Origin of the sequence: Streptomyces bathyalis (genome assembly GCF_015910445.1) — a bacterium.
Classification (GTDB): Bacteria; Actinomycetota; Actinomycetes; order Streptomycetales; family Streptomycetaceae; genus Streptomyces; species Streptomyces bathyalis.
This window is the reverse complement of the sequence record NZ_CP048882.1, coordinates 4,880,124-4,900,646: the sequence shown is the minus strand read 5'-3', so window position 1 is coordinate 4,900,646 and position 20,523 is coordinate 4,880,124. Positions and strand designations below refer to the sequence as shown.

The 20,523-nt window shown below is 72.2% G+C and carries 18 protein-coding genes; 10 read left to right on the top strand and 8 right to left on the bottom strand.

Annotated features, from left to right (window positions below; translation table 11 throughout):
* Positions 1 to 122: 122 nt before the first annotated feature.
* The 3 genes from G4Z16_RS21355 to hutU form a co-directional block, all read right to left on the bottom strand.
* Positions 123 to 1,418, bottom strand: a complete 1,296-nt coding sequence (locus G4Z16_RS21355; RefSeq protein ID WP_246531338.1) for a formimidoylglutamate deiminase — start codon at positions 1,416 to 1,418, stop codon at positions 123 to 125.
* A 140-nt stretch (positions 1,419 to 1,558) separates the two neighbouring features.
* Positions 1,559 to 2,815: an allantoate amidohydrolase gene (locus G4Z16_RS21350; RefSeq protein WP_197354811.1), complete on the bottom strand. Its 1,257-nt coding sequence runs from the start codon at positions 2,813 to 2,815 to the stop codon at positions 1,559 to 1,561.
* Between the two features lie 137 nt (positions 2,816 to 2,952).
* Entirely contained in the window at positions 2,953 to 4,647 is a 1,695-nt protein-coding gene (hutU, locus tag G4Z16_RS21345) for a urocanate hydratase (protein ID WP_197352311.1), read from the bottom strand.
* Positions 4,648 to 4,940: 293 nt separating this feature from the next.
* On the opposite strand from hutU, the gene G4Z16_RS21340 reads away from it, so the two are divergent.
* Complete coding sequence (locus tag G4Z16_RS21340; RefSeq protein ID WP_197354810.1) at positions 4,941 to 6,326, top strand: type III PLP-dependent enzyme domain-containing protein; 1,386 nt, start codon at positions 4,941 to 4,943, stop codon at positions 6,324 to 6,326.
* Between the two features lie 4 nt (positions 6,327 to 6,330).
* Here G4Z16_RS21340 and G4Z16_RS21335 read toward each other — a convergent pair whose 3' ends face one another.
* On the bottom strand, positions 6,331 to 7,290 hold the full coding sequence (locus G4Z16_RS21335) for a LysR family transcriptional regulator (RefSeq protein ID WP_197352310.1): 960 nt from the start codon (positions 7,288 to 7,290) through the stop codon (positions 6,331 to 6,333).
* Positions 7,291 to 7,412: 122 nt separating this feature from the next.
* Here G4Z16_RS21335 and G4Z16_RS21330 point away from each other — a divergent pair, with 122 nt between their 5' ends.
* Entirely contained in the window at positions 7,413 to 7,616 is a 204-nt protein-coding gene (locus tag G4Z16_RS21330) for a hypothetical protein (RefSeq protein WP_197352309.1), read from the top strand.
* A 117-nt stretch (positions 7,617 to 7,733) separates the two neighbouring features.
* On the opposite strand, the gene G4Z16_RS21325 is transcribed toward G4Z16_RS21330, so the two are convergent.
* Both G4Z16_RS21325 and G4Z16_RS21320 read right to left on the bottom strand, forming a co-directional pair.
* Positions 7,734 to 8,933: a 5-methyltetrahydropteroyltriglutamate--homocysteine S-methyltransferase gene (locus G4Z16_RS21325; RefSeq protein ID WP_197352308.1), complete on the bottom strand. Its 1,200-nt coding sequence runs from the start codon at positions 8,931 to 8,933 to the stop codon at positions 7,734 to 7,736.
* 166 nt (positions 8,934 to 9,099) lie between these two features.
* Positions 9,100 to 9,618 carry a pyridoxamine 5'-phosphate oxidase family protein gene (locus G4Z16_RS21320; RefSeq protein WP_197352307.1) on the bottom strand — a complete coding sequence of 173 codons (519 nt, stop codon included), beginning with the start codon at positions 9,616 to 9,618 and terminating at the stop codon, positions 9,100 to 9,102.
* A gap of 134 nt (positions 9,619 to 9,752) precedes the next feature.
* Here G4Z16_RS21320 and G4Z16_RS21315 point away from each other — a divergent pair, with 134 nt between their 5' ends.
* Together G4Z16_RS21315 and G4Z16_RS21310 are read left to right on the top strand one after the other, a co-directional pair.
* Positions 9,753 to 11,132: an APC family permease gene (locus G4Z16_RS21315; protein ID WP_197352306.1), complete on the top strand. Its 1,380-nt coding sequence runs from the start codon at positions 9,753 to 9,755 to the stop codon at positions 11,130 to 11,132.
* Between the two features lie 85 nt (positions 11,133 to 11,217).
* A complete protein-coding gene (locus tag G4Z16_RS21310) occupies positions 11,218 to 11,874 on the top strand; it encodes a TIGR03086 family metal-binding protein (RefSeq protein WP_197352305.1) in 657 nt (218 codons plus the stop codon).
* 72 nt (positions 11,875 to 11,946) lie between these two features.
* On the opposite strand, the gene G4Z16_RS21305 is transcribed toward G4Z16_RS21310, so the two are convergent.
* A complete protein-coding gene (locus G4Z16_RS21305; protein WP_197352304.1) occupies positions 11,947 to 12,807 on the bottom strand; it encodes a MurR/RpiR family transcriptional regulator in 861 nt (286 codons plus the stop codon).
* Positions 12,808 to 12,877: 70 nt separating this feature from the next.
* Positions 12,878 to 14,386, bottom strand: coding sequence for an aromatic amino acid ammonia-lyase (locus G4Z16_RS21300; RefSeq protein ID WP_197352303.1), 1,509 nt, complete (start codon positions 14,384 to 14,386; stop codon positions 12,878 to 12,880).
* Positions 14,387 to 14,548: 162 nt separating this feature from the next.
* Here G4Z16_RS21300 and G4Z16_RS21295 point away from each other — a divergent pair, with 162 nt between their 5' ends.
* The 6 genes from G4Z16_RS21295 to G4Z16_RS21270 all read left to right on the top strand — a co-directional run bounded on the left by G4Z16_RS21295 (position 14,549) and on the right by G4Z16_RS21270 (position 20,211).
* Positions 14,549 to 15,805, top strand: a complete 1,257-nt coding sequence (locus G4Z16_RS21295; protein WP_197352302.1) for an ABC transporter ATP-binding protein — start codon at positions 14,549 to 14,551, stop codon at positions 15,803 to 15,805.
* 41 nt (positions 15,806 to 15,846) lie between these two features.
* Positions 15,847 to 16,503, top strand: coding sequence for an ABC transporter permease (locus G4Z16_RS21290; RefSeq protein WP_197354809.1), 657 nt, complete (start codon positions 15,847 to 15,849; stop codon positions 16,501 to 16,503).
* Between the two features lie 3 nt (positions 16,504 to 16,506).
* Positions 16,507 to 17,178, top strand: coding sequence for an ABC transporter permease (locus tag G4Z16_RS21285; RefSeq protein WP_197352301.1), 672 nt, complete (start codon positions 16,507 to 16,509; stop codon positions 17,176 to 17,178).
* A 20-nt stretch (positions 17,179 to 17,198) separates the two neighbouring features.
* Positions 17,199 to 18,152 (top strand): ABC transporter substrate-binding protein, encoded by a 954-nt coding sequence (locus G4Z16_RS21280; RefSeq protein ID WP_197352300.1) that lies wholly within the window; start codon positions 17,199 to 17,201, stop codon positions 18,150 to 18,152.
* Between the two features lie 117 nt (positions 18,153 to 18,269).
* Positions 18,270 to 19,766 carry a purine-cytosine permease family protein gene (locus G4Z16_RS21275; protein WP_197352299.1) on the top strand — a complete coding sequence of 499 codons (1,497 nt, stop codon included), beginning with the start codon at positions 18,270 to 18,272 and terminating at the stop codon, positions 19,764 to 19,766.
* Positions 19,767 to 19,776: 10 nt separating this feature from the next.
* On the top strand, positions 19,777 to 20,211 hold the full coding sequence (locus G4Z16_RS21270; RefSeq protein ID WP_197352298.1) for a hypothetical protein: 435 nt from the start codon (positions 19,777 to 19,779) through the stop codon (positions 20,209 to 20,211).
* Positions 20,212 to 20,523 lie beyond the last annotated feature (312 nt).

Sequence of the window (20,523 nt, the reverse complement as noted above, 5' to 3'; positions counted from 1 at the left end):
CTGCTCGCCGGCGCTGTGCTGCTGCGGGCGCTTCCGTTCCGGTGCTGCGGGTACTTCCGGTGCTTCGGGTGCTTGCGGTGCCGCGGCCCCACCGCCCGGAAGGTGGGACGGCGGCCCAACTCTCAGTGGACGGCGCCGATCGCCTCGGCCAGGGCGGCCGGCACGTCGGGGACGTACGCGTGCCGGGCGTCCCGCACGATGTGTTCCCCGCCCACGACCGTGTGGCGGATGTCGGCGGCGGACGCCGCGAAGACGGCCGTCTCGGGCGCCATGCGGAGCGGAGGTCCGGCCGTGCGCACCGAGTCCAGCGAGACCGTCGTGAAGTCGGCGAGCATGCCCGCCTCCAGGCGTCCCGCCTCGGGCCAGCCCAGCGTGGCATGGCCGTCCTCCGTGGCGGCGCGCAGCAGCTGTGCCGCCGTCCAGTGGCCGCGTGTGCGCGTGCGGAGGCGCTCGTCGAGCTCCAGCGCGCGAGCCTCCTCCAGCAGGTCGACGACGGCGTGGCTGTCGCTGCCCAGGGACAGGGTGGCGCCGGCGCGTTCCAGCCGGGGCGCGGGCCCGATCCCGTCGGCGAGGTCCCGTTCGGTGGTGGGGCACATGCACACCCCGGTCGAGGAGTCGCCGATGAGCTTGATGTCCTCGTCGGTCAGATGGGTGGCGTGCACGGCCGTCGTACGGCGCCCGAGGACCCCGTGGTCGGCGAGGAGCCGCGTGGGGGTGCAGCCGTGCGCCTCCTGGCAGGCGTCGTTCTCGGCGGTCTGCTCGGAGAGGTGGACGTGCAGCGGCGCCGAGCGCTCCTCCGCCCACTCCACGATCGGGCCCAACTCCCTTGCCGGGACGGCCCGTACGGAGTGGATGGCCGCGCCGGTACGTGCGTGCCCGCCCTCGGGGGCCCGCAGCTGCGCCGCACGCTCGGCCCACGCCTCGGCGGTGCCGTCGGAGAAGCGGAGCTGCTGCCGGCCGGGAGGCTCACCGCGGCCGCCCCGCCCGAAGCCCGAGGCGAGGTAGGCCGTGTCGAGGAGCGTGATGCGGAGCCCGGCGTCCCGGGCGGCGGAGATGAGGGCGTGGCCCATGGCGTTGGGATCGTCGTAGGGCTCGCCGCCCGGCCCGTGGTGGAGGTAGTGGAACTCGCCGACGCAGGTGATGCCGGCCAGCGCCATCTCCGCGTACGCGGCGCGGCCGAGGGCGTAGGCCGAGTCCGGCGTGAGGCGGCCGGCGACCTGGTACATCATCTCGCGCCACGTCCAGAAGGTGCCCGACCCGACCTGCACGGTGCCGCGCAGCGCGCGGTGGAAGGCGTGCGAGTGCGCGTTGGCGAAGCCCGGCAGGGTGAGGCCGCGCAGCTTCACGGCGCCGCGGGGCGGTGAGCCGACTCCCCTGCGTACGGCGGTGATCCGGCCGTCAGCGCCGGTCTCGATCATCACGTCGAGCTCCAGCGTGCCGTTGAGCCAGGCGTGCGTGCACCAGTACACGTGCTCCGGGTCGGGGGACGGCCCGCCCGGGCCCTCGCGGGAGTGCGACGGCGAGGCGGGCGTGGGGGACGAGGACGAGACGGATGGCATCAGCAGGCCAGCCCTTCCAGCACGTCGGCGAGTGCTCGCACTCCGGCCACGCAGTCGTCCTCTTCCGCGGACTCGGCGGGCGAGTGCGAGACACCGGTGGGATTGCGGACGTAGAGCATCGCCGTCGGGACGGAGGCGGACAGGATCCCCGCGTCGTGTCCCGCGCCGGTGGGCAGCAGCGGCGCTCCGCCCAGCCGCCGTGCGATCCGGTCACGCAGATCGTGGGCGAACTCCACGGTCCCCGTATGGGATTCACGTGTGACGCCGACTTCCACGCCGTCGGCACGCCCGCGCAGAGCGGCCGCGCTCTCGATGCCGGCGACGACGGCGGCGAGGGTCTCCTCGTCCGGGGCGCGCGAGTCGAGCCAGCCCCGTACGACGGAGGGGATGGCGTTGACGCCGTTCGGCTCGACGGCGACCTTGCCGAACGTGGCGAGTGCGCCCGCGCGTTCGGCCTCCTCACGGGCGGCGAGCACCGTCCCGGCGTAGGTCAGCATCGGGTCGCGGCGGTCCTCGAGCCGGGTGGTGCCGGCGTGGTTGGCCTCGCCGCGGAAGTCGAACCGCCAGCGGCCGTGCGGCCAGATCGCCGATGCGACGCCCACGGCGTGACCGGCTGTCCCGGCCGCCGCAGCCTCCCGGTCCCCCGCCGCCGCGGCCGCGAGGAGGCCGGGGTCCGCGAGCGCGCGTCCCTGCTCGATGTGGAGTTCGACGAACGCTCCGATGCGGGCGAGCCGGTCGGGGTCGGGACCGATGCCGTCCGGGTCGTGGCCGGCCCGCTCCATGGCCTGCGGCAGCGAGACGCCCTCTGCATCGCGCAGCTCGTACGCCTGCTTCTGTGTCAGCCCTCCGACGCTGAGCCGGGATCCGACGCACGCAAGGCCGAAGCGTGCGCCCTCCTCGTCGGTGAAGTTGACCAGGCCCAGCGGCACCCTGAAGTGGGCGCCCTTCGCCCGGAGTTCGTCCAGCGCGGCGAACGCCGAGACGACACCGAGGGGCCCGTCGAAGGCGCCGCCGTCCGGGACGGAGTCGAGATGGGAGCCGGTCACGACGGCGTTCCCGCGAGCGACCTCCTCCGCGCTCGTCACGCCGAGCCAGGCCCACTGGTTGCCGTTGCGGTCCGACTCGTAGGCCAGGCCGCGGGATTCGGCCTGTGCGCGGAACCAGGCGCGGCAGTCGGTGTCCGCTCCCGTCCACGCGTAGCGGCGGTAGCCGCCGCCGGCCTTGTTCTTGCCGATCGCGGCCAGGTCACGCCACATCTCGTGGAACGAGGGCGGGCTCGCCGCGGGGGTGCGGGGGCTCCCGATGTCGGGCACCGGCCTGCCGACGACAGGCCGCCGCGCCGGGCTCCCCTCGGCACCCTCGGCGTCCCCCGCTCCGCCTGCGTCCCGTGCGGTCACGCGCCGACCTCCCCTTCCCGGTCCTCCCGGCCCTCCCGGCCCTCACGCATCGGCACCCGCACGCCCCGCTCGGCGGCGATCTCCTCCGCGCGCTCGTAACCGGCGTCGACGTGACGCACCACGCCCATGCCCGGGTCGTTCGTCAGCACCCGGCGCAGCTTCTCGCCGGACAGCTCCGTCCCGTCAGCCACCGTGACCTGGCCCGCGTGGATCGAGCGGCCCATGCCGACGCCGCCGCCGTGGTGGATCGAGACCCAGGTCGCCCCGGAGGACGCGTTCACCATGGCGTTCAGCAGCGGCCAGTCGGCGATCGCGTCGGAGCCGTCGCGCATCGCCTCGGTCTCCCGGTACGGGGAGGCCACCGAGCCGCAGTCCAGGTGGTCGCGCCCCAGCACCAGCGGCGCCGAGAGCTCGCCGCTCGCGACCATGTCGTTGAAGCGCTCCCCCGCGCGGTCCCGCTCGCCGTAGCCGAGCCAGCAGATGCGGGCGGGCAGGCCCTGGTAGTGCACGCGCTCACCGGCGAGCCTGATCCAGCGGGCGAGCGACTCGTTCTCGGGGAAGAGCTCGAGCAGCGCGCGGTCCGTGGCGGCGATGTCCTTCGGGTCGCCCGAGAGCGCCGCCCAGCGGAACGGGCCTCTGCCCTCGCAGAACAGCGGGCGGATGTACGCGGGTACGAAGCCGGGGAAGTCGAACGCGCGCCCGTACCCGTGGAGTTGAGCCTCGCCGCGGATCGAGTTGCCGTAGTCGAAGACTTCGGCTCCCGCGTCCATGAAGCCGACCATCGCCTCCACGTGGCGGGCCATCGACTCGCGTGCGCGCTGCGTGAAGTCGGCGGGCTTGTCCGCCGCGTACTGCGCCATGTCGTCGAAGTCGACGCCGACGGGGAGGTACGCGAGCGGATCGTGCGCGCTGGTCTGGTCGGTGACGATGTCGATCGGTGCGCCGCGCTCCAGCAGCTGGGGCACCAACTCGGCGGCGTTGCCGAGGACTCCGACGGAGAGCGGGCGGCGCTCGTCGCGTGCCTTCGTCGCCAGCTCCAGTGCGTGGTCGAGCGAATGGGCCCGTACGTCGAGGTAGCCGTGCCCGATGCGGCGCTCGATCCGGGAGGGATCGCACTCGATACAGATCACGACGCCGTCGTTCATCGTGACGGCGAGCGGCTGCGCGCCGCCCATGCCGCCGAGTCCGGCGGTCAGGGTGATCGTGCCGGCCAGCGTGCCGCCGAACCTCTTGGCGGCGACGGCCGCGAAGGTCTCGTACGTGCCCTGGAGGATCCCCTGCGTGCCGATGTAGATCCACGAACCGGCGGTCATCTGCCCGTACATGGTGAGGCCGAGGGCGTCCAGCCGCCGGAACTCCTCCCAATTGGCCCAGTCGCCCACGAGGTTGGAGTTGGCGAGCAGCACGCGCGGCGCCCATTCGTGGGTGCGCATCACGCCGACGGGACGGCCGGACTGCACGAGCATCGTCTCGTCATCGCCCAGCGTGCGCAGCGTGCGGACCATGGCGTCGAAGGAGTCCCAGTCGCGGGCCGCCTTCCCGGTGCCGCCGTAGACGACGAGCTTGTCGGGGTGCTCGGCCACCTCGGGGTCGAGGTTGTTCTGAAGCATCCGAAGGGCGGCCTCCTGCGGCCACCCCCTGGCACTCAGTTCGCTGCCGCGCGGCGCCCGTACGGGTCGCGGTCCTGACATCTCCCGTGCCTCCCTGCCGTGTGTCGTCCCGACTCCCCCGACTTCAATTATTCACACACTGTACGGAGTGAATAGACCTAGTCAATATCGCGGGTGGTCCGTACCCCTGCGCGCGGCGGACGTGTTTGGCTTGTCGTATGCACGACTCCAGCAGCAGCCCTGCCACGACGGCCCCGGCGGCCGCCACAGCCTCCTCGGACTCCCCCGTTTCCCCGGTCTCCCCCGGCTCCCGGGCCCCGTCGCCGGCCGGAGGCCGCGCGGCCTCCGCCGCCTCCGCGGCCGGAACGGACGCCATGGACGGCTCGGCGATCGCGGCCCGCCGCGACCTGGCCGTACGCGCCGCCGTCGAGCAGGGCCTCGTCACGGAGGACCGGCACCCGATCGCCGCCCTCCTCGACGTCCGGGCGATACGCGAGGCCGCGCACGCGCTGCGGACGGCCTTCGAGAACGTGGCAGCGCCCGGCCAGGACGTTCTGCACACCTTCGCCGTGAAGGCGGCCTCGCTCGTGCCGGTCCTGCGGCTCCTGGCCGACGAGGGCATCGGCTGCGAGGTCGCCAGCCCCGGCGAACTGGCCCTGGCACGGGCCGCGGGCGTACCGGCGGCGCAGACGGTCCTGGACTCCCCCGCGAAGACCGTCAGCGAACTCCGCGAGGCCCTCACCCTCGGCATCGCCCTCAACGCGGACAACCCGTCGGAGCTCGCCCGCCTCGACGAGCTGATCGACCCGGACCTGCCGTCGCCGTCACCGGTGGGTCTGCGCGTCAACCCGCAGATCGGCGGCGGCTCCATCGGGGCGATGAGCACCGCGACGGCCACCTCGAAGTTCGGGGTCGCGCTCGACGACCCGGGCGCTCGCGAATGGGTCGTACGGGCCTACCGGGAGCGCCCCTGGCTGACCCGGCTGCACTCGCACGTCGGGTCGCAGGGCATGCCGCTGGAGCTGATGGCGGAGGGCGCCCGGGCGACGTACGAACTCGCCGAGGAGATCAACGCCGCGGTCGGCAGGCGCCAGGTCGACACCCTCGACCTTGGTGGCGGCCTCCCCGTCAACTTCGACAGCGACGAGATCACGCCGTCCTTCGACGAGTACGCCCGGCTGCTCGCGGCGGCCGTGCCGGGGCTCTTCGACGGGCGGTACGGCATCGTCACCGAGTTCGGCCGCGCACTGCTGGCCAAGGCCGGAACGGTCCTCGCCCGCGTGGAGTACGCGAAGTCGGCGGGCGGGCGGTCCATCGCCGTCACCCATGCGGGCGCACAGATCGCGGTGCGTACCGTCTTCACGCCGGAGGCGTGGCCGCTGCGGGTGGCCGCGTACGACGCGGCGGGAGAGCCGAAGACCGCCGACGGCCCCGGCGGGACCGTCGTCCAGGACGTCGCCGGGCCGTGCTGCTTCGCCGGTGACCTGGTGGCCCGTGAGCGGCCGCTGCCGCGGCTGGGAGAGGGGGACTACGCGGCGCTCCTCGACACCGGGGCGTACTACTTCTCCAATCCGTTCGGCTACAACTCGCTGCCGCGGCCGGGCATTTACGGCTTCACGGTGACCGGTGCACGCGACGAGCCGGCTGCTGACGGAGCGGGCGGCGAGGTGCGGTTCGTGCCCGTGCGTGAGCCGCAGTCGCTGGCCGACATCGTGGCGGACTCCGGCGGGGAGCAGAGGGACGCGCTCCGGGAGGAGTGAACCCTTACCCCGCGGTCCCGGTTCCGGCCCCGGCCTGCACCGCCGACTCGCCCTGCTTCGCGGCGAGTTCACCGAGCAGGCGGAGAGCGGCCGCGACGGCGGGATGACCGTCGCTGCCGCGCCGGGTGACGCTCAGGAAGCGCCTGGACGGGACGTGGCGTCCGGTCAACGGAGTGCGTACGAGGTCCAGTTGCGGAGGCAGCAGAGCCAGGTGCGGCACCAGGGCGATGCCCAGCCCGTGCGCGACCAGCGTCGCGACGAGGCTCCAGTCACGCGCCTCGTGCGCGACCGACGGCGCGAACCCGGCGGTGCGGCAGGCCGCGAGCACGAGCTCCCGCGCCGAGCAGCCGCGGCCGGTCATGCCCAGGATCCAGGGCTCCGCGGCGAGGTCCTCCAGGGCGGGCCCGGGCTCCCTCGCCCGCTCATGTCCGGCGGTCGTGAGCAGGTCGAATGGATCCTCCAGCAGGGGCCGCTGGTCGAAGCGGGCGTCGTTGAACGGGGGGTTGTCCGCGATCGCCTCGACGACCGCCAGATCCGTGTCGCCGGAGAAGAGCAGGTCGAAGCAGTCCAGAGGCTCGGCCTCCCTGACCCTCACGGTCAGTCCCGGCCACTCCCGCTGCATCTGCACGGCCAGGGGCACGAGCAGCGCGGACGCCGCCGAGGGGAAGCCGGCCACGCGCAGGACTCCGCTCGGCTCGCCCACAGCGGTCGCGTGCAGCTCGGCCTCGGTGCGCTGCCACAGCTCCTCCATGGCGTCGGCGTGCCGCAGAAGGGCGTGGGCCGCCTCGGTCAACCGCACGCGCCGGCCCTGGGGTTCGAGCATCGGGACGCCCAGCTCCCGTCCGAGCTGGCGCACCTGCTGGGAGACGGCCGACGGGGTCAGATGCACGGCCTCGGCGGCCGCCGTCACGGTGCCGTACTGCGCGATCGCGCGCAGCACGGTGAGACGACGCAGATCAATCATGTAACCGTTCTACACGGTTCAGTAAAAAAATCGAACCTGGACCTGCATGGTCGGTCCCGGCAGCCTTGCTGGTGCGGGGTCCCGGTGCCCACCGGTGACCCGCCGAGCGAGGAGGTTCACACGTGTCCCACTGCCCGTACTGCGGATGGCCCGACGACCAGCCCGTCCGGGACCTCTCACAGCACCCCACAGGTGAGGGGATCCTCGTCTGGACGCGCTGCGCCTGCGGATCGCTCCAGGCACGGCTGCTCACCGCCGGCATCCTCCGGATCGTGACCAGGGGGAAGCCGGCGGCACGGCACACCGGGGACGAGGTCCGATGCTGAGGGGTCCGGGAGGGCGGCACGCGTCCCTGACCGCCCGGTCGCCGGGCCGTTCCCACACGGACGGACCGGCGGCGGCCGTCCCGGCGCTTCTCCGGGGCGGCCGCCGTCCTCAGGCCGTCAGGCGCCGCCCCAGACCTCCTCGGCCGTCTCCACGATCAGTCCGAGCTTGGCCTTCTGGTCGTCGATCGTGAGGTTGTTGCCCTCCAGCGTGGAGGAGAAGCCGCACTGCGGGGACAGGCTGAGCTGGTCGATGTCGACGTAACGGGACGCCTCCTCGATGCGGCGCTTCAGCGCGTCCTTGCTCTCCAGTTCGGGCCGCTTGCTGGTGACGAGACCGAGCACGACCTGCTTGCCCTTCGGCACGAAGCGCAGCGGTTCGAACCCGCCGGAGCGCTCGTCGTCGAACTCCAGGAAGAAACCGTCCACTTCGAGACCGCCGAAGAGCGCTTCGGCGACGAAGTCGTAGCCTCCCGAAGCCACCCACGAGGAGGCGAAGTTGCCGCGGCACATGTGCGTCGTGACGCGCAGGTCGGCGGGACGGTCCGCCAGGGCGCGGTTGATGTTGGCGATGTACGTCTCGTGCTGGTGCTCGGGGTCCCCGCCGATCTCCGCGACGTGACGGCGCTGCTCCGGGTCGTTGAGGTACGCGAGGCTGGTGTCGTCGAGCTGGAGGTAGCGGCAGCCCAGGTCGTACACGCCGCGCACCTGGGCGGCGTAGGCATCGGTCAGGTCCGTCCAGAAGGACTCCATGTCCGGGTATACGGACTCGTCGATGGCGGCGCGGCCGCCGCGGTAGTGGACCATGCTGGGCGACGGGATCGTCAGCTTCGGGGTCACGCCCTCGGAGACGGTCTCCCGCAGGAAGGTGAAGGCGTCGGCGAAGATCGTCGACTCCAGGTGCAGCTTGCTGTCCACGTGGGCGGAGGGCGGTGCGAACTCGATGTCGCCGTCCGCGTTGTGGAACTGCACCCGGAGGTTCTCGTCCTGGACCTTGTTGATCCCGCCGAGCGAGTAGATGAAGTCCATGTGCCAGGACTGCCGCCGGAACTCTCCGTCCGTCGCCCCGCGCAGCCCGGCCTCGCGCTGGAGCGCGACGACGTCGCGTACCGCCTCGTCCTCGGCGGCCTTCAGCTCGGAGGCCTCGATGCGCCCCGCCGCGTGGTCCTCGCGGGCCTGCTTGAGTGCCGCCGGGCGCAGCAGGCTCCCCACGTGGTCGGCGCGGAAGGGCGGAAGCGTACGCGCGCCGGTGGTCTCCCCCGTGGACTGCGTCCAGGTGGTGCCCCCAGTGGTGGTGGGCGTCGTCGGCTCTGACGTCATGGGGTGTCCCTTCTCCAGGTAGGGGGGTTCACCCTGCTCCGGAGTGGTCCATTCCTCAACCACGAGTTCCGTTGTCCGGAAGGACGGATTGACATGGGCTCTCCCCCTGGGCCCTGCGGCCCGGGTGGGGGTCCCCCCCAGCGGAGCGTGGGGGAGTGCCCCCCAGCTAGGCGGCGGCGAAGCGCCACCGGGTCTGGCTGTAGTCACCCTTGCGGAAGCCGAAGACCGTGGACGGGACGACCTCGAAGACCACCGCCCGGCCGCCCTGCAGATGGTGGAAGGCCCCGTCCCGCGCCTCGAACCGCCAGTCCTCGCCGTACTTCTCCACCCACGCGTCCGCCAGCCTCCGCAGCCTCTCGTCGTCGCGCACGGCCACGGCATCGCCCTCCAGGACGAGGTCGAGCCCTTCGTCGAGCGCGCTGTTTCCCGTCGTGAGCACGCAGTGCGAATTGGCCGCCAGATTGCGGAACTTGCGCTCCTCCTCGCCCGTGCAGAAGTGCAGCGCGCCGTCGTACCAGACGGCGATCAGCGGCGTGACGTGCGGACGGCCGTCCGGACGCACGGTCGTCAGCCAGTAGGTCCCGGCGCGCGCCAGGCCGTCGCGTGCGGTGTCCCAGTCGATGGGTTCCGCCCCGGGGGCGCTGTAGCGGGCGTCCAGGTCTGTGGCCGGCTCGTGGTTCCGCATGCGGGTCTCCTCCGTGATCGTGGCAAGTTCGACGGCGGTCCTGCGTGCTGCCGCCGTCCGCTGAGAGAGGACCGGATGAACGTGCGCAAGTCATCGGAGCCTTGATGATCGTGGGCGGTGGGAAGCTTCAGCCCATGCCGGAGTCTCACGAAACCCCCGATGCAAAAACCCCCTCCGACGGCGCGCCCGCCGGGGGGACACCCCTCGTCCGCGCCATCGGCCCCAAGTTGCTGGTCTTCTTCATCATCGGCGACATCCTCGGAACGGGCATCTACGCCACCACGGGGAAGGTCGCAGGGAAGGTCGGCGGGGCCCTGTGGCTGCCGTTCGTGATCGGGTTCGCGGTGGCGCTGCTGACTGCGGCCTCCTACGCGGAACTCGTCGGCAAATACCCGCGGGCAGCCGGCGCCGCGCTCTACACCCAGCGGGCGTTCAAGATGCCGTTCCTGACCTTCATCGTCGCGTTCATGGTCATGTGCTCGGGCCTGTCGTCGGCGAGCGCGGCGGCCCTCGCCTTCGCGGGCGACTATCTGTCGGCACTCGTGGACGCGCCGTCCACGCTCATCGCGATCCTCTTCGTCCTCGCGCTGGCGGCGCTCAACCTGCGTGGCGTCTCGGAGTCGGTGAAGACCAACGTCGTGCTCACACTGGTCGAACTGACGGGGCTGGTGATCGTCCTCGCGATCGGTGTGTACGCCGTGTTCGCGGGCGAGGGCGACCCCGGCCGGCTCGGCGAGATCCACACGACGGGCGGCACCGGGTACGCGGTGCTGACGGGCGTGATGGGAGCGGCGGCCCTGGGATTCTTCGCGTTCGTCGGCTTCGAGGACTCGGTCAACATGGCGGAGGAGACGGTCGATCCCAGCCGCAGCTTCCCCCGTGCGCTGTTCATCGGCGTCGCCGTCACGGGCACCATCTACGTACTGGTGGCGCTGATCTCGTCGCTGCTGGTCGACTTCCGGGTGCTGGAGAAGTCCACCGGGCCGCTGCTGGAGGTCGTCAAGGCGGGAGGGGTGAGCTTCCCGCCGGAGCTCTTCGCCGTCATCGCCCTCTTCGCGGTCAGCAACTCCGCGCTGATCAACATCATGATGGCCTCACGCCTGTGCTACGGCATGGCCAACGAGGGCATCCTTCCGGCCGTCATGGGGCGGGTGCTGCCACGCCGCCGCACCCCGGTCGTGGGCATCGTCTTCGTCACGCTGCTCGCCGTCGCGCTGGTCTCCACCGGCGAGATCGAGGGGCTCGGCGACACCACCTCGTTCCTGCTGCTGTGCGTCTTCGCCGTCGTCAACATCGCCGTCCTGGTACTGCGCAAGGAGCGGGTGGAGCACCACCACTTCCGCACTCCGACCGTGCTGCCCGTCGTGGGCGCGGTCGCCACGATCCTGCTGGCAAGCCCGCTCGCCGACCGTGCGGCGGACGTGTACGTACGGGCGGGAGTCCTCGTTGCGCTCGGCATCGCGCTGTGGGCCGTGAACAGGGCGTTCCTGGGAATCGCCGCGCGACGCCGATGAGTTCGCGTCTCCGGGCCGGTCGGTACAGGGGACGGCCGGACCGACCGGACGGCCGGCGGACACGGAGAAGGCAGGCGGGCGGGCGATGGATGACGGCACGCCGAACGCCGGCGCCGCGTTGCTGGAGCGGGCGCTCGGATACGCGCTGTGCGCCGTACGGCCGGTGACGGCCCCGGCGCTCAACCGCCGGACGCCATGCGGCCGTTGGGACCTGCGGGCGCTTCTGTGGCACACCAGCGACTCGCTCGCCGCACTGTGCGAGGGGATCGAGGACGGATACGTCGGCCTGGAACCGCCCCCCGCTCCTGCCGGGGGCGGGGTCGGCCGCGGAGCCGACGACCCGGCATCGGCGTTCCGGGCCGCGGCCTCGCGGCTGATGGGGGCATGGGCCGGCTCCGGCAGCCCGGCGGGACGGCTCGTGGCGATCGACGACATGCCCCTGACGGCCGCGGCCCTCGCCCGTACGGGAGCACTGGAGATCGCCGTGCACGGGTGGGACATCGCTCAGGCCACGGGGCTGCCGCGGCCCGTGCCGGCGGCGCTCGCCACCGAACTGATGCGCACCGCGCGTCAGTTGGTGCCCAGGCCAGAGGCGCGCCATCCGCTCTTCGGTGCGCCGATCAGGGTCCCGGCGGAGGCCGATCCGAGCGACCGCCTCGTGGCGTTCCTCGGCCGCGACCCGTACGGGACGTGGCGGGGCCAGGACAGGGGCGGCGCGGAGGGCCGGGCGGCACAGGCGTAGGGCCGTCGGGTGCGGCCGCCGGACCCGACGGCGTCGTTCGGCCGCGCCCCGCCGCTCCGTTCCGCCGCGCGCTCACTCCAGGAACAGCCCGCGGTCCGCCGCCCGCGCGTCGAACTCCTCCAGCCTGGACTGGGCCTCGGGCAGCCCGTCGCACATCGCCTCCAGCAGCACCCGCCCGAGCAGCATGGGCGCACAGGCCGTGTCGAAGACGAGTCCCGTTCCGACGGCCGCGGGGAGCAGCAGATCCTCGGGGTGTGCGACGGGTGCGAAGGCGCTGTCGGCGACGGTGACGATCCGCAGGCCCGCGGCGCGTGCGTGATCGAGCGCCTCTGCGACCTCCTTCGGGTGGCGTGGCAGGGCGAAGCACAGCAGCACGTCCGCTCCGGCGCGTACGCACCCGTCGATGCGGTCGGAGAGCATGCTTCCGCCCTCGTCCAGCAGCCGCACGTCGGGGTGGACCTTGGCGGCGAAGTAGGCGAAGCCGCGCGCCTGCGCCGAGGCGGCGCGCAGGCCCAGCACGGGCAGCGTGGGGCTCGCGGCGAGCAGCCGGCCCGCGCGCTCGACGGGAGCGGGGTCGGCGAGCAGCGCCGCCAGGTGCCGCAGATTGTCGATCTCGGCGTGCACTGCCTGCTGGTAGGCGTTGTACGGGTCGGGCTCGGCGTCCTGTTCGCCTGCGGCCCCTCCTGCCCCCGTCGCCTCGGGCGCCGATTCGCGCAGATGCCGGCGGAGCGCCGGATAGCCGTCGAAGCCGAGAGCCACGGCGAAGCGGGTGACGGACGGCTGGCTCACCCCCGCCAGCTCGGCCAGTTCGACGCTGGAGAGGAAGGGCGCGTCACCGGCCTGCCGGACCATGCAGTGTGCGATCCGGCGCTGTGTCGGCGTGAGCCTGTGCCCCTCGAAGAGCTTCAGCAGTCGCGCGCTCGCGCTGCTCATCCCGTCCTCCTGCGTTCGGTCGGTCTGCTGTGGCGGCCGCGCCCGAGGGCCGCGGGCCCGGGGCCCGCGTTCACAGCGCGGAGAGCCGGTCGAGCAGACCGACGGCCACATCTACATCATCGGACAGCGGACGGTCCGCCATCTCGGGCTCGAGTTCGGCAGCCGCCAGCTCATAGGCCCGGCCGACCGGCAGTCCCGGGTCCGGGACCGTGCCGCGCTGCCGCAACGCACGTATCGCCGCGACGAGTTCGCACGCCAGTACCTGCCGCTGGTGTTCGGGCATCCGCAGGGCGTGCCGGGCGGCCAGTGAGGCGAAGCTGGCCACTTCCTCCACACCGCGGGAGAGCACCGCGTGGCCGAGCGAGGCCGGCTGGGCCAGCGAGGTCAGCTCGGCGAGGGCGGCGCCGGCGGCGTACTCCAGGATCATCACTCCGGAGCTGGCGGGTGTGTCCTCGCTGAGGAAGGGACGCAGCCCGGTGATGCCGGGTTCGACGAGCGACACGAGCCGGGCCGTGGACAGCCGGGCCGTCTGCAGCACGGCGAGGCGGAGGCCGTCGAGCGCTGAGGCGGCGTGTGCCGCGTAGAAGCTGCCGTGGTGCAGTGCCCCGTACACGCCCTGGGCGTCCGCGCTGATCAGGGGGTTCTCGGCGGCCGCGTTGAGATCGACCTCGAGCACGCCGGCCAGCGTGTCGGCGGAGTCCAGCGCGGGCCCGTGAATCTGCGGCACGCACCGGAATCCGTACGGGTCCTGGATGCGCCCGCTGGGCGGCCCGGGCCGTGCGGGGGCGCCGAGAATCACGCGCATCCGGGCGGCGGCGGCGACGGATCCGGGGTGCGGGCGCTCCCTGTGCACGGGTTCGGCGTACGCCTCGTAGGAGCCGCCGACCGCGAGGAGGGAGAGGGCGGCGACGACGAGTGAGGCGTTCTGCAGCCTGCACAGTTCGTCGAGGGCGAGCGCGGACTGGCCCAGAGTCAGAGCGTTGCTGCTGATGAAGGCGAGCGCGTCGTTGCCGTCCAGTGCGACTGTCCGCGGTGCGGGACCGCCGGTCCAGGGCTGCTCGCCGAGCAGGGCCAGTCCGGTCTGGGCGAGTGCGGCGAGGTCTCCGGTGCCGACCGCTCCGTGTTCGCGTACGACAGGGTGCGCGCCGTTGCGTACCGCCTCCAGAAGCGCGAGCACGATCTGCGGGTTGAGTCCGGCGCCGCCGGCGAGCAGCTGGTTGGCGCGGACGGTGAGCATGGCCCGCACCTCGCGGGCGGGGAGCGGGCTGCCGACGGCACCGGCGTGGCTGCGCAGCAGCCGCAGTCCGTGGCCCTCGGCGGTGGCGTCCACATCGACGTCGCCGTCGGCACGCACGGCGGCGGTGCGGTTGGCGCCGACTCCGGTGTTACGGCCGTAGACCCGTCCGGCGAGGGCGAGTTCGCGGGCGGCGTGCCAGGAGCGTTCGACGCGGGCGAGCGACTCCGGATCGGGTTCACCGAGAGCGGCGGAGCCATGGGCGAGCTCGACGACGGCCGCCGTATTCAGTGTCCGGCCGTCCGGGGTCACACTCCGTGCGGTGTCCACGATCTGAGACGACATCCGAGTCGACCTCCTCCCACCCATGGTTTCCCGGCATGGTCACCGCTGCTCAGCCATCCGCATGGCGGGCAATGGTCACGCGCCTTTCACACCCGGCCCTTGACAACTATTCACACCCCCACGACTGTGCATGACTATATGCAGTCGGGCAAGGGACTCCGGATGATCAGCTTCGACTCGGTCAGCAAGCACTACCCGAACGGCACCACCGCCGTCGACGACCTCACACTCGAACTCCCCGAGGGCGACCTCACCGTCCTGGTCGGCTCGTCCGGGTGCGGCAAGACCACGACCCTGCGCATGATCAACCGGATGGTCGATCCAAGCGCCGGCACCGTGCGGGTGGCCGGGCGCGACGTGCGCGAATCGGACGCCGCCGAGCTCCGCAGAAACATCGGCTATGTGATCCAGCAGTCCGGGCTCTTCCCGCACCGGACCGTCCTCGACAACGTCGCCACCGTTCCCCTGCTGCTCGGCTGGGGCCGCCGCAAGGCCCGCAGCCGCGCGGCCGAACTGCTCGAACGTGTCGGCCTGGACGCCGGATCGGGCAGTCGCTACCCGCACCAGCTCTCCGGCGGCCAGCAGCAGCGCGTCGGTGTGGCACGCGCACTCGCCGCCGATCCGCCGGTTCTGCTGATGGACGAGCCGTTCGGCGCCGTCGACCCGGTCGTGAGGACCCAACTGCAGGACGAACTGCTTCGGCTGCAACGCGACTTGCGCAAGACCGTCGTCTTCGTCACCCACGACATCGACGAGGCCGTCCGGCTCGGTGACCGCATAGCCGTCTTCCGTACCGGCGGCCGGCTCGTGCAGTGCGCGCCTCCCGCACAGTTGCTGACCCGGCCCGCGGACGATTTCGTCGCCGGGTTCCTGGGCGCCGAGCGCGGGCTCAAGCTGCTCTCCCTCACCACGCTCGGAGAGGCGGACGTGCCGCACGAGCCCGTCACTCCGGTCCGCACGGACGAGCCGGTCTCGGGCATCCGCGCCGCCGGCGGCAGCTCCAACAGCGCCGCCGGCGAAGGGGATTGGCGTGTGGCGGTCGCCCCCGACGGGACTCCGGTCGGCTGGCTCGACGCCGGGCACCTGCCCGCCGGCGGCACCGCCGCAGACGCGGAACTGCTGCCCCTGCGACCGCTGCGCGACGAGGACTCGCTACTCGCCGCGCTCGACGAATCCGTCACCTCGCCGGCCAGGGCGGTCGCCCGTGTGGACGGGGACGGCGTGCTCCGCGGCATCACGGCGCGTGCCGCGCTGCACGAGCGTGCCGCCGCACACCACGCCGCTACAGCGACGGCGGGCACCGACGGCGGCGGCCGGTCCCGCGCAGACGCAGCCGCAGACCGGTCCGGCCAGAACGGCACTGACGGCACGGACGGGACGGACGGCGGAGACGTCCGGACCACCGAGGCGGCCTCGTGACGGCCGTGGACTGGGGCTGGTTCCCCGATCACATCGGCGACATGACGGTGCTCACCCTCGACCACCTGTCCATAGCCGTACCCGCGGTGCTGTGCGGACTGGTGATCGCGCTGCCCCTGGCGGTCGTGGCCCACCGGGTGAGGATGCTCCGCGGAGTGATCCTCGGAGTCTCCAACGTCCTGTTCACCATCCCCTCGCTGGCCTTCTTCGTCCTTCTGCTGCCCGTCACGGGCCTCACCCGCAGCACCGCGATCACCGGCCTGACCATCTACACCCTGGTCGTGCTGATCCGTAACACCGTCGAGGGCCTGGACAGCGTCCCCGCCGACGCCCGCGAGGCGTCCCTCGCCATGGGCTCACGGCCGCTGCGGACCCTGCTCACCGTGGAACTGCCGCTGGCCCTTCCGGTGATCATGGCGGGCGTGCGGGTGGCCACCGTCATGACCATCTCCCTGGTGAGCGTGGCGAGTTACATCGGCTACGGCGGACTCGGCCAGCTCTTCACGGACGGCTTCCAGCGCAGCTACACCACCCCAGTGATCGCCGGTGTGCTGCTGACCCTGCTGCTCGCGGTGCTCGCGGACGGCCTCCTCGTCACCGTTCAGTACCTGTGCACGCCGTGGACCCGGCACCGCACCACGGCCGCCCGCACGAAGAGGACCGGCGCGGTCCCCCGCACGAAGCCCGAGGAGGTTTGATCCATGCTTCAGCTCCTCGCCGACCTCGCGCGGTGGCTGACCGGTCCCGCCCAGTGGCAGGGCCCCGAAGGCATCGCCGTGCGGCTGCTCGAACACCTCGAGTACTCCCTGCTGGCGACCCTCGCCGGTGCCGCACTCGCCCTCCCCCTCGGCCTCCTCATCGGGCACACGCGGCGCTTCGCGTTCCTCGCCATCAACCTGGCGGGCTTCGGTCGCGCCCTGCCCACGGTCGGTCTGGTCACCCTGGTCTTTCTCGCGGGCGGGCTGAGCATGTGGCCCGTCTATGTGGCGCTGATCGCCCTCGCAGTCCCCGTCATCGTCACCAACACCTACGCGGGCATGACGGCCGTCGACCCGGACGTCACCGACGCCGCTCGAGGCGTCGGCATGACGGGCCCACAGGTGCTGTTCAAGGTCGAACTCCCCCTCGCGCTCCCCCTGGTGATGACCGGACTCCGGCTGGCCATGATCCAGGTCGTCTCCACGGCGACCATCGCCGCGTACGTCAGCTTCGGCGGACTCGGCCGCTACATCTTCGACGGGCTCGCCCAGCGCGACCTCGTCCAGGTCCTCGGCGGGGCGGTCCTCGTCGCCCTGGTCGCCGTCCTGCTCGACCTGGCGATGGCCGGTCTGCAGCGCTCCCTCTTCCGCAACCGGCCCGCCGACGCACGCTGACACGACGCTACGGAGAAGCCATGCCCAGCAATTACCGCCCGCGCCGCCGGGCCGTTCTCACGGGGCTCGCCGCCGCGGCCGCGGCTCCCGCCCTCGCGGCCTGTTCCAGCGGCATCACCTCGCTCAAGGGCAAGCGCACGGACGGCTCCGGATCCGCGGACAGCGGAGCCGGACTCGTGGTCGGCACCGCCAACTTCACCGAGAACCAGATACTCGGATACCTCTACGCCGAGGCCCTGCGCGGCAGCGGCGTGAAGGCCACCGTGAAGCCCAGCCTCGGCTCCCGCGAAGTCGTCGTTCCCGCCATCGAGGGCGGAGACATCGATCTGCTGCCCGAGTACCAGGGCAATCTGCTGCTCCACTTCGAGAAGAAGGCCGAGGAGACCGAGGCCGGGGAGCTTCAGAACGCCCTCGCGGCCGAACTCCCGGCCTCGCTGGAGGTGCTGCCGTACGCGGCGGCCGAGGACAAGGACGTCTTCGTCGTCACGCGGGAGACCGCCCGCAAGCACGGCCTCAAGAGCTACGCCGACCTGAAGAAGACCGACGGCGACCTGGTCTTCGGCGGTCCGGCCGAGGACAAGACCAGGGTCGTCGGCCTCGTCGGCTTCCGTGAGCGGTACGACGTCACCTTCAAGGAGTTCAAGGCGCTGGACGCGTCGGGACCCCTGGTCAAGGGAGCTCTGAAGAAGGGCGACGTCGACATCGCCAACCTCTTCAGCACCGACGCCGACATCAGCAGGAACGACTGGGTGGTGCTCGAAGACCCCCGGCACATGGTGCCCGCGCAGCACATCGTCCCGGTGGTGCGCAGCGCCGTGGCCGACGCTCCCGTGCGCAAGGCGCTGGCCCGGCTCGGGGCCGTGCTGACGACCGCTGAACTGAGCAAGCTCAACAGGCTCGTCGACGTGGAGCGCAAGGACCCCGACGACGTCGCCGCGGACTGGGCCGCCGAGCATCACCTCACCAGGGAGTGACGCCGGCCCCGCGGCGCCGTCCTGAGTCGGGTCCGAAGACCCGAGAGCCCGAAGGCCAGGAGGTCCGAAGGTCCGCCGAACGGAACGGAACGGAACAAGAGAGGCAGGACGAGCACGATGCCCACACCCCGCGCGGAGTCCCTCGTGGAACGCCGCTCGATCGACGTCGTACCGGACGGCGAACGGCACGGCAGCGCCTTCAGCCAGTTCACGCTGTGGCTGGGCGCGAACCTCCAGATCACCGCCGTCATCACGGGTGCGCTCGCGGTCGTCTTCGGCGCGGGCCCGCTCTGGGCGGTGACCGGGCTCGCCCTCGGGAACGTGCTGGGCGGCGCGGTGATGGCCCTGCACTCCGCCCAGGGGCCGAGGCTGGGCCTGCCCCAAATGATCTCCTCCCGGGCGCAGTTCGGGGTGCGGGGCGCGATCGTGCCGCTGGCGCTGGTCATCGTGATGTACGTCGGCTTCTTCGCGAGCGGCAGCGTGCTGGCCGGGCAGGCGGTCGGCGAACTCACGGGGCTCGGCGAGACGGCCGGCATCATCCTCTTCGCCCTCGTCACCGGGATCGGCGCGGCCGTCGGCTACCGCCTCATCCACACCCTGGGCCGACTCGCCTCGCTGATCTGCGCGCTCGCCTTCGTCTACCTCGGCTTCCGGCTCCTGCAACGCGCCGGCCTGGGCGGCCTGCTCGCCGACCGCGCCTTCGAACTCCCCGTCTTCCTGCTGGCAGTTGCGCTCGCCGCCTCCTGGCAACTCGCGTACGGGCCCTACGTCGCCGACTACTCGCGCTACCTGCCGCGTTCGACGTCCGCGCGTGCCACGTTCTGGTGGACCCTCGCCGGCACCGGGATCGGCTCGCAGTGGTCGATGACCTTCGGGGCGCTCGCCGCGGCCGCCGCGGGGGGCAGCTTCACCGGCCACGAGGTCGAGTACATCGTCGGCCTGGGCGGGGCCGGAATCATCGCCTCGGGTCTCTACTTCGTGATCGCGCTCGGCAAGCTGACGATCAACGTCCTGAACACCTACGGGGGTTTCATGTCGCTGGTCACCAGCGTGAGCGGCTTCCGTGGCCAGGCGGTGCTCTCGCAGCGGGCACGCGCCGCCTACATCGGCGGGATCATGGTCGCCGGAACGGCGCTCGCCCTTCTCGGCAAGGACAGCTTCCTCACCTCGTTCAAGGACTTCCTGCTCTTCCTGCTGACCGCCTTCACGCCCTGGTCCGCGATCAACCTCGTCGACTACTACCTGATCGCGAAGGAGCGGTACGACCTGCCGGCGTTCAGCGACCCGGCGGGCCGCTACGGTGCCTGGCGGTGGCGGGCCCTGAGCGTCTACGTCATCGGCCTGCTCGCCCAATTCCCGTTCCTGGCAACGCACTTCTACACCGGCCCCTTCGTGGGCCCGCTGGGCGGCGCCGACATCTCCTGGATCGTCGGGCTGGCCGTGCCCGCGGTCCTCTACTGGCTGCTCGCACGGCACGACACCTCCCACATCCCGGACCGCACGATCCTCGGACCGGACGACGCGGAAACCGCCGCCGGCGCAGGCGGAGGTGGGGGCAGGCCGACCGCGGATACGGGGGCTGGCACCACTGCCGGGGACGGCCCGCGCGCGTAGCGTGCCAGACATGGACACCCGCGACCCCGAGCTCACGCGCGAACTCGACGCGACCCTTCAGACCCGCAGGGAGCTGGGCAAGGAGTACGAGGACGAACTCATCGCCTCCTTCCTGGAAAAGCTCGACCACCGGCTTGAGACGGTCGTGGACAAGCGGATGCGCCGCCGGATGGCGGAGCAGCAGATGGTCGTGGCCCGCGGGGGCGCCCGGGCGCAGACGGGCGGCGGTTCGCCGTCGTATCCGGAAGGCATGGGTGCGCGGCTCCTGGCGGTCGCCTCGCTGGTGCTCGCCGTGCCGCTCTCGGCCATCGCCGCCGTCAACACGGGGCTGGCGGGCCTGCTGGTGTGCTGGGCCGGCATCGTCGGCGTCAACGCGGTGCAGGGGAACTGGAATCCCTTCCGGCGGGCCAAGGAGGAGCGCCGGCAGGAGAGCGACTGGGACTGAGCGGCCGGCACCGGGGCCGCCGCCACTGCCGCCCGCACGGGCGGCAGCCGGGAGCCGGGGCCCGGGCGGAGACGCCCACGAGGGCTTTGCCGACAGGGGCCGTGCCGACGAGGGCTGTGCCGACGAAGCGGGGTCCTGCAGCGGGGGGCCGCCGCACCCCGGTGCGGACACCGGGGCGGGACGAACGGCAGCCCCCCGCGGGGATACACGCCGGTCAGGACCGGTCGCGTCCCGGCGTCCGGGTCCGGGAGCCGCTCCGGAGTTCCTCGACGCCGACACAGACCACTGTGCCGACCGTCTGTCAACCGCACG

Bases quoted from the DNA above. Each gene is read 5' to 3' on its own strand.
- G4Z16_RS21355 (WP_246531338.1), bottom strand. From the start codon at position 1,418: ATGATCGAGACCGGCGCTGACGGCCGGATCACCGCCGTACGCAGGGGA.
- G4Z16_RS21350 (WP_197354811.1), bottom strand. From the start codon at position 2,815: ATGTGGCGTGACCTGGCCGCGATCGGCAAGAACAAGGCCGGCGGCGGC.
- hutU (WP_197352311.1), bottom strand. From the start codon at position 4,647: ATGTCAGGACCGCGACCCGTACGGGCGCCGCGCGGCAGCGAACTGAGT.
- G4Z16_RS21340 (WP_197354810.1), top strand. From the start codon at position 4,941: ATGGACGGCTCGGCGATCGCGGCCCGCCGCGACCTGGCCGTACGCGCC.
- G4Z16_RS21335 (WP_197352310.1), bottom strand. From the start codon at position 7,290: ATGATTGATCTGCGTCGTCTCACCGTGCTGCGCGCGATCGCGCAGTAC.
- G4Z16_RS21325 (WP_197352308.1), bottom strand. From the start codon at position 8,933: ATGACGTCAGAGCCGACGACGCCCACCACCACTGGGGGCACCACCTGG.
- G4Z16_RS21320 (WP_197352307.1), bottom strand. From the start codon at position 9,618: ATGCGGAACCACGAGCCGGCCACAGACCTGGACGCCCGCTACAGCGCC.
- G4Z16_RS21315 (WP_197352306.1), top strand. From the start codon at position 9,753: ATGCCGGAGTCTCACGAAACCCCCGATGCAAAAACCCCCTCCGACGGC.
- G4Z16_RS21310 (WP_197352305.1), top strand. From the start codon at position 11,218: ATGGATGACGGCACGCCGAACGCCGGCGCCGCGTTGCTGGAGCGGGCG.
- G4Z16_RS21305 (WP_197352304.1), bottom strand. From the start codon at position 12,807: ATGAGCAGCGCGAGCGCGCGACTGCTGAAGCTCTTCGAGGGGCACAGG.
- G4Z16_RS21300 (WP_197352303.1), bottom strand. From the start codon at position 14,386: ATGTCGTCTCAGATCGTGGACACCGCACGGAGTGTGACCCCGGACGGC.
- G4Z16_RS21295 (WP_197352302.1), top strand. From the start codon at position 14,549: ATGATCAGCTTCGACTCGGTCAGCAAGCACTACCCGAACGGCACCACC.
- G4Z16_RS21290 (WP_197354809.1), top strand. From the start codon at position 15,847: ATGACGGTGCTCACCCTCGACCACCTGTCCATAGCCGTACCCGCGGTG.
- G4Z16_RS21285 (WP_197352301.1), top strand. From the start codon at position 16,507: ATGCTTCAGCTCCTCGCCGACCTCGCGCGGTGGCTGACCGGTCCCGCC.
- G4Z16_RS21280 (WP_197352300.1), top strand. From the start codon at position 17,199: ATGCCCAGCAATTACCGCCCGCGCCGCCGGGCCGTTCTCACGGGGCTC.
- G4Z16_RS21275 (WP_197352299.1), top strand. From the start codon at position 18,270: ATGCCCACACCCCGCGCGGAGTCCCTCGTGGAACGCCGCTCGATCGAC.
- G4Z16_RS21270 (WP_197352298.1), top strand. From the start codon at position 19,777: ATGGACACCCGCGACCCCGAGCTCACGCGCGAACTCGACGCGACCCTT.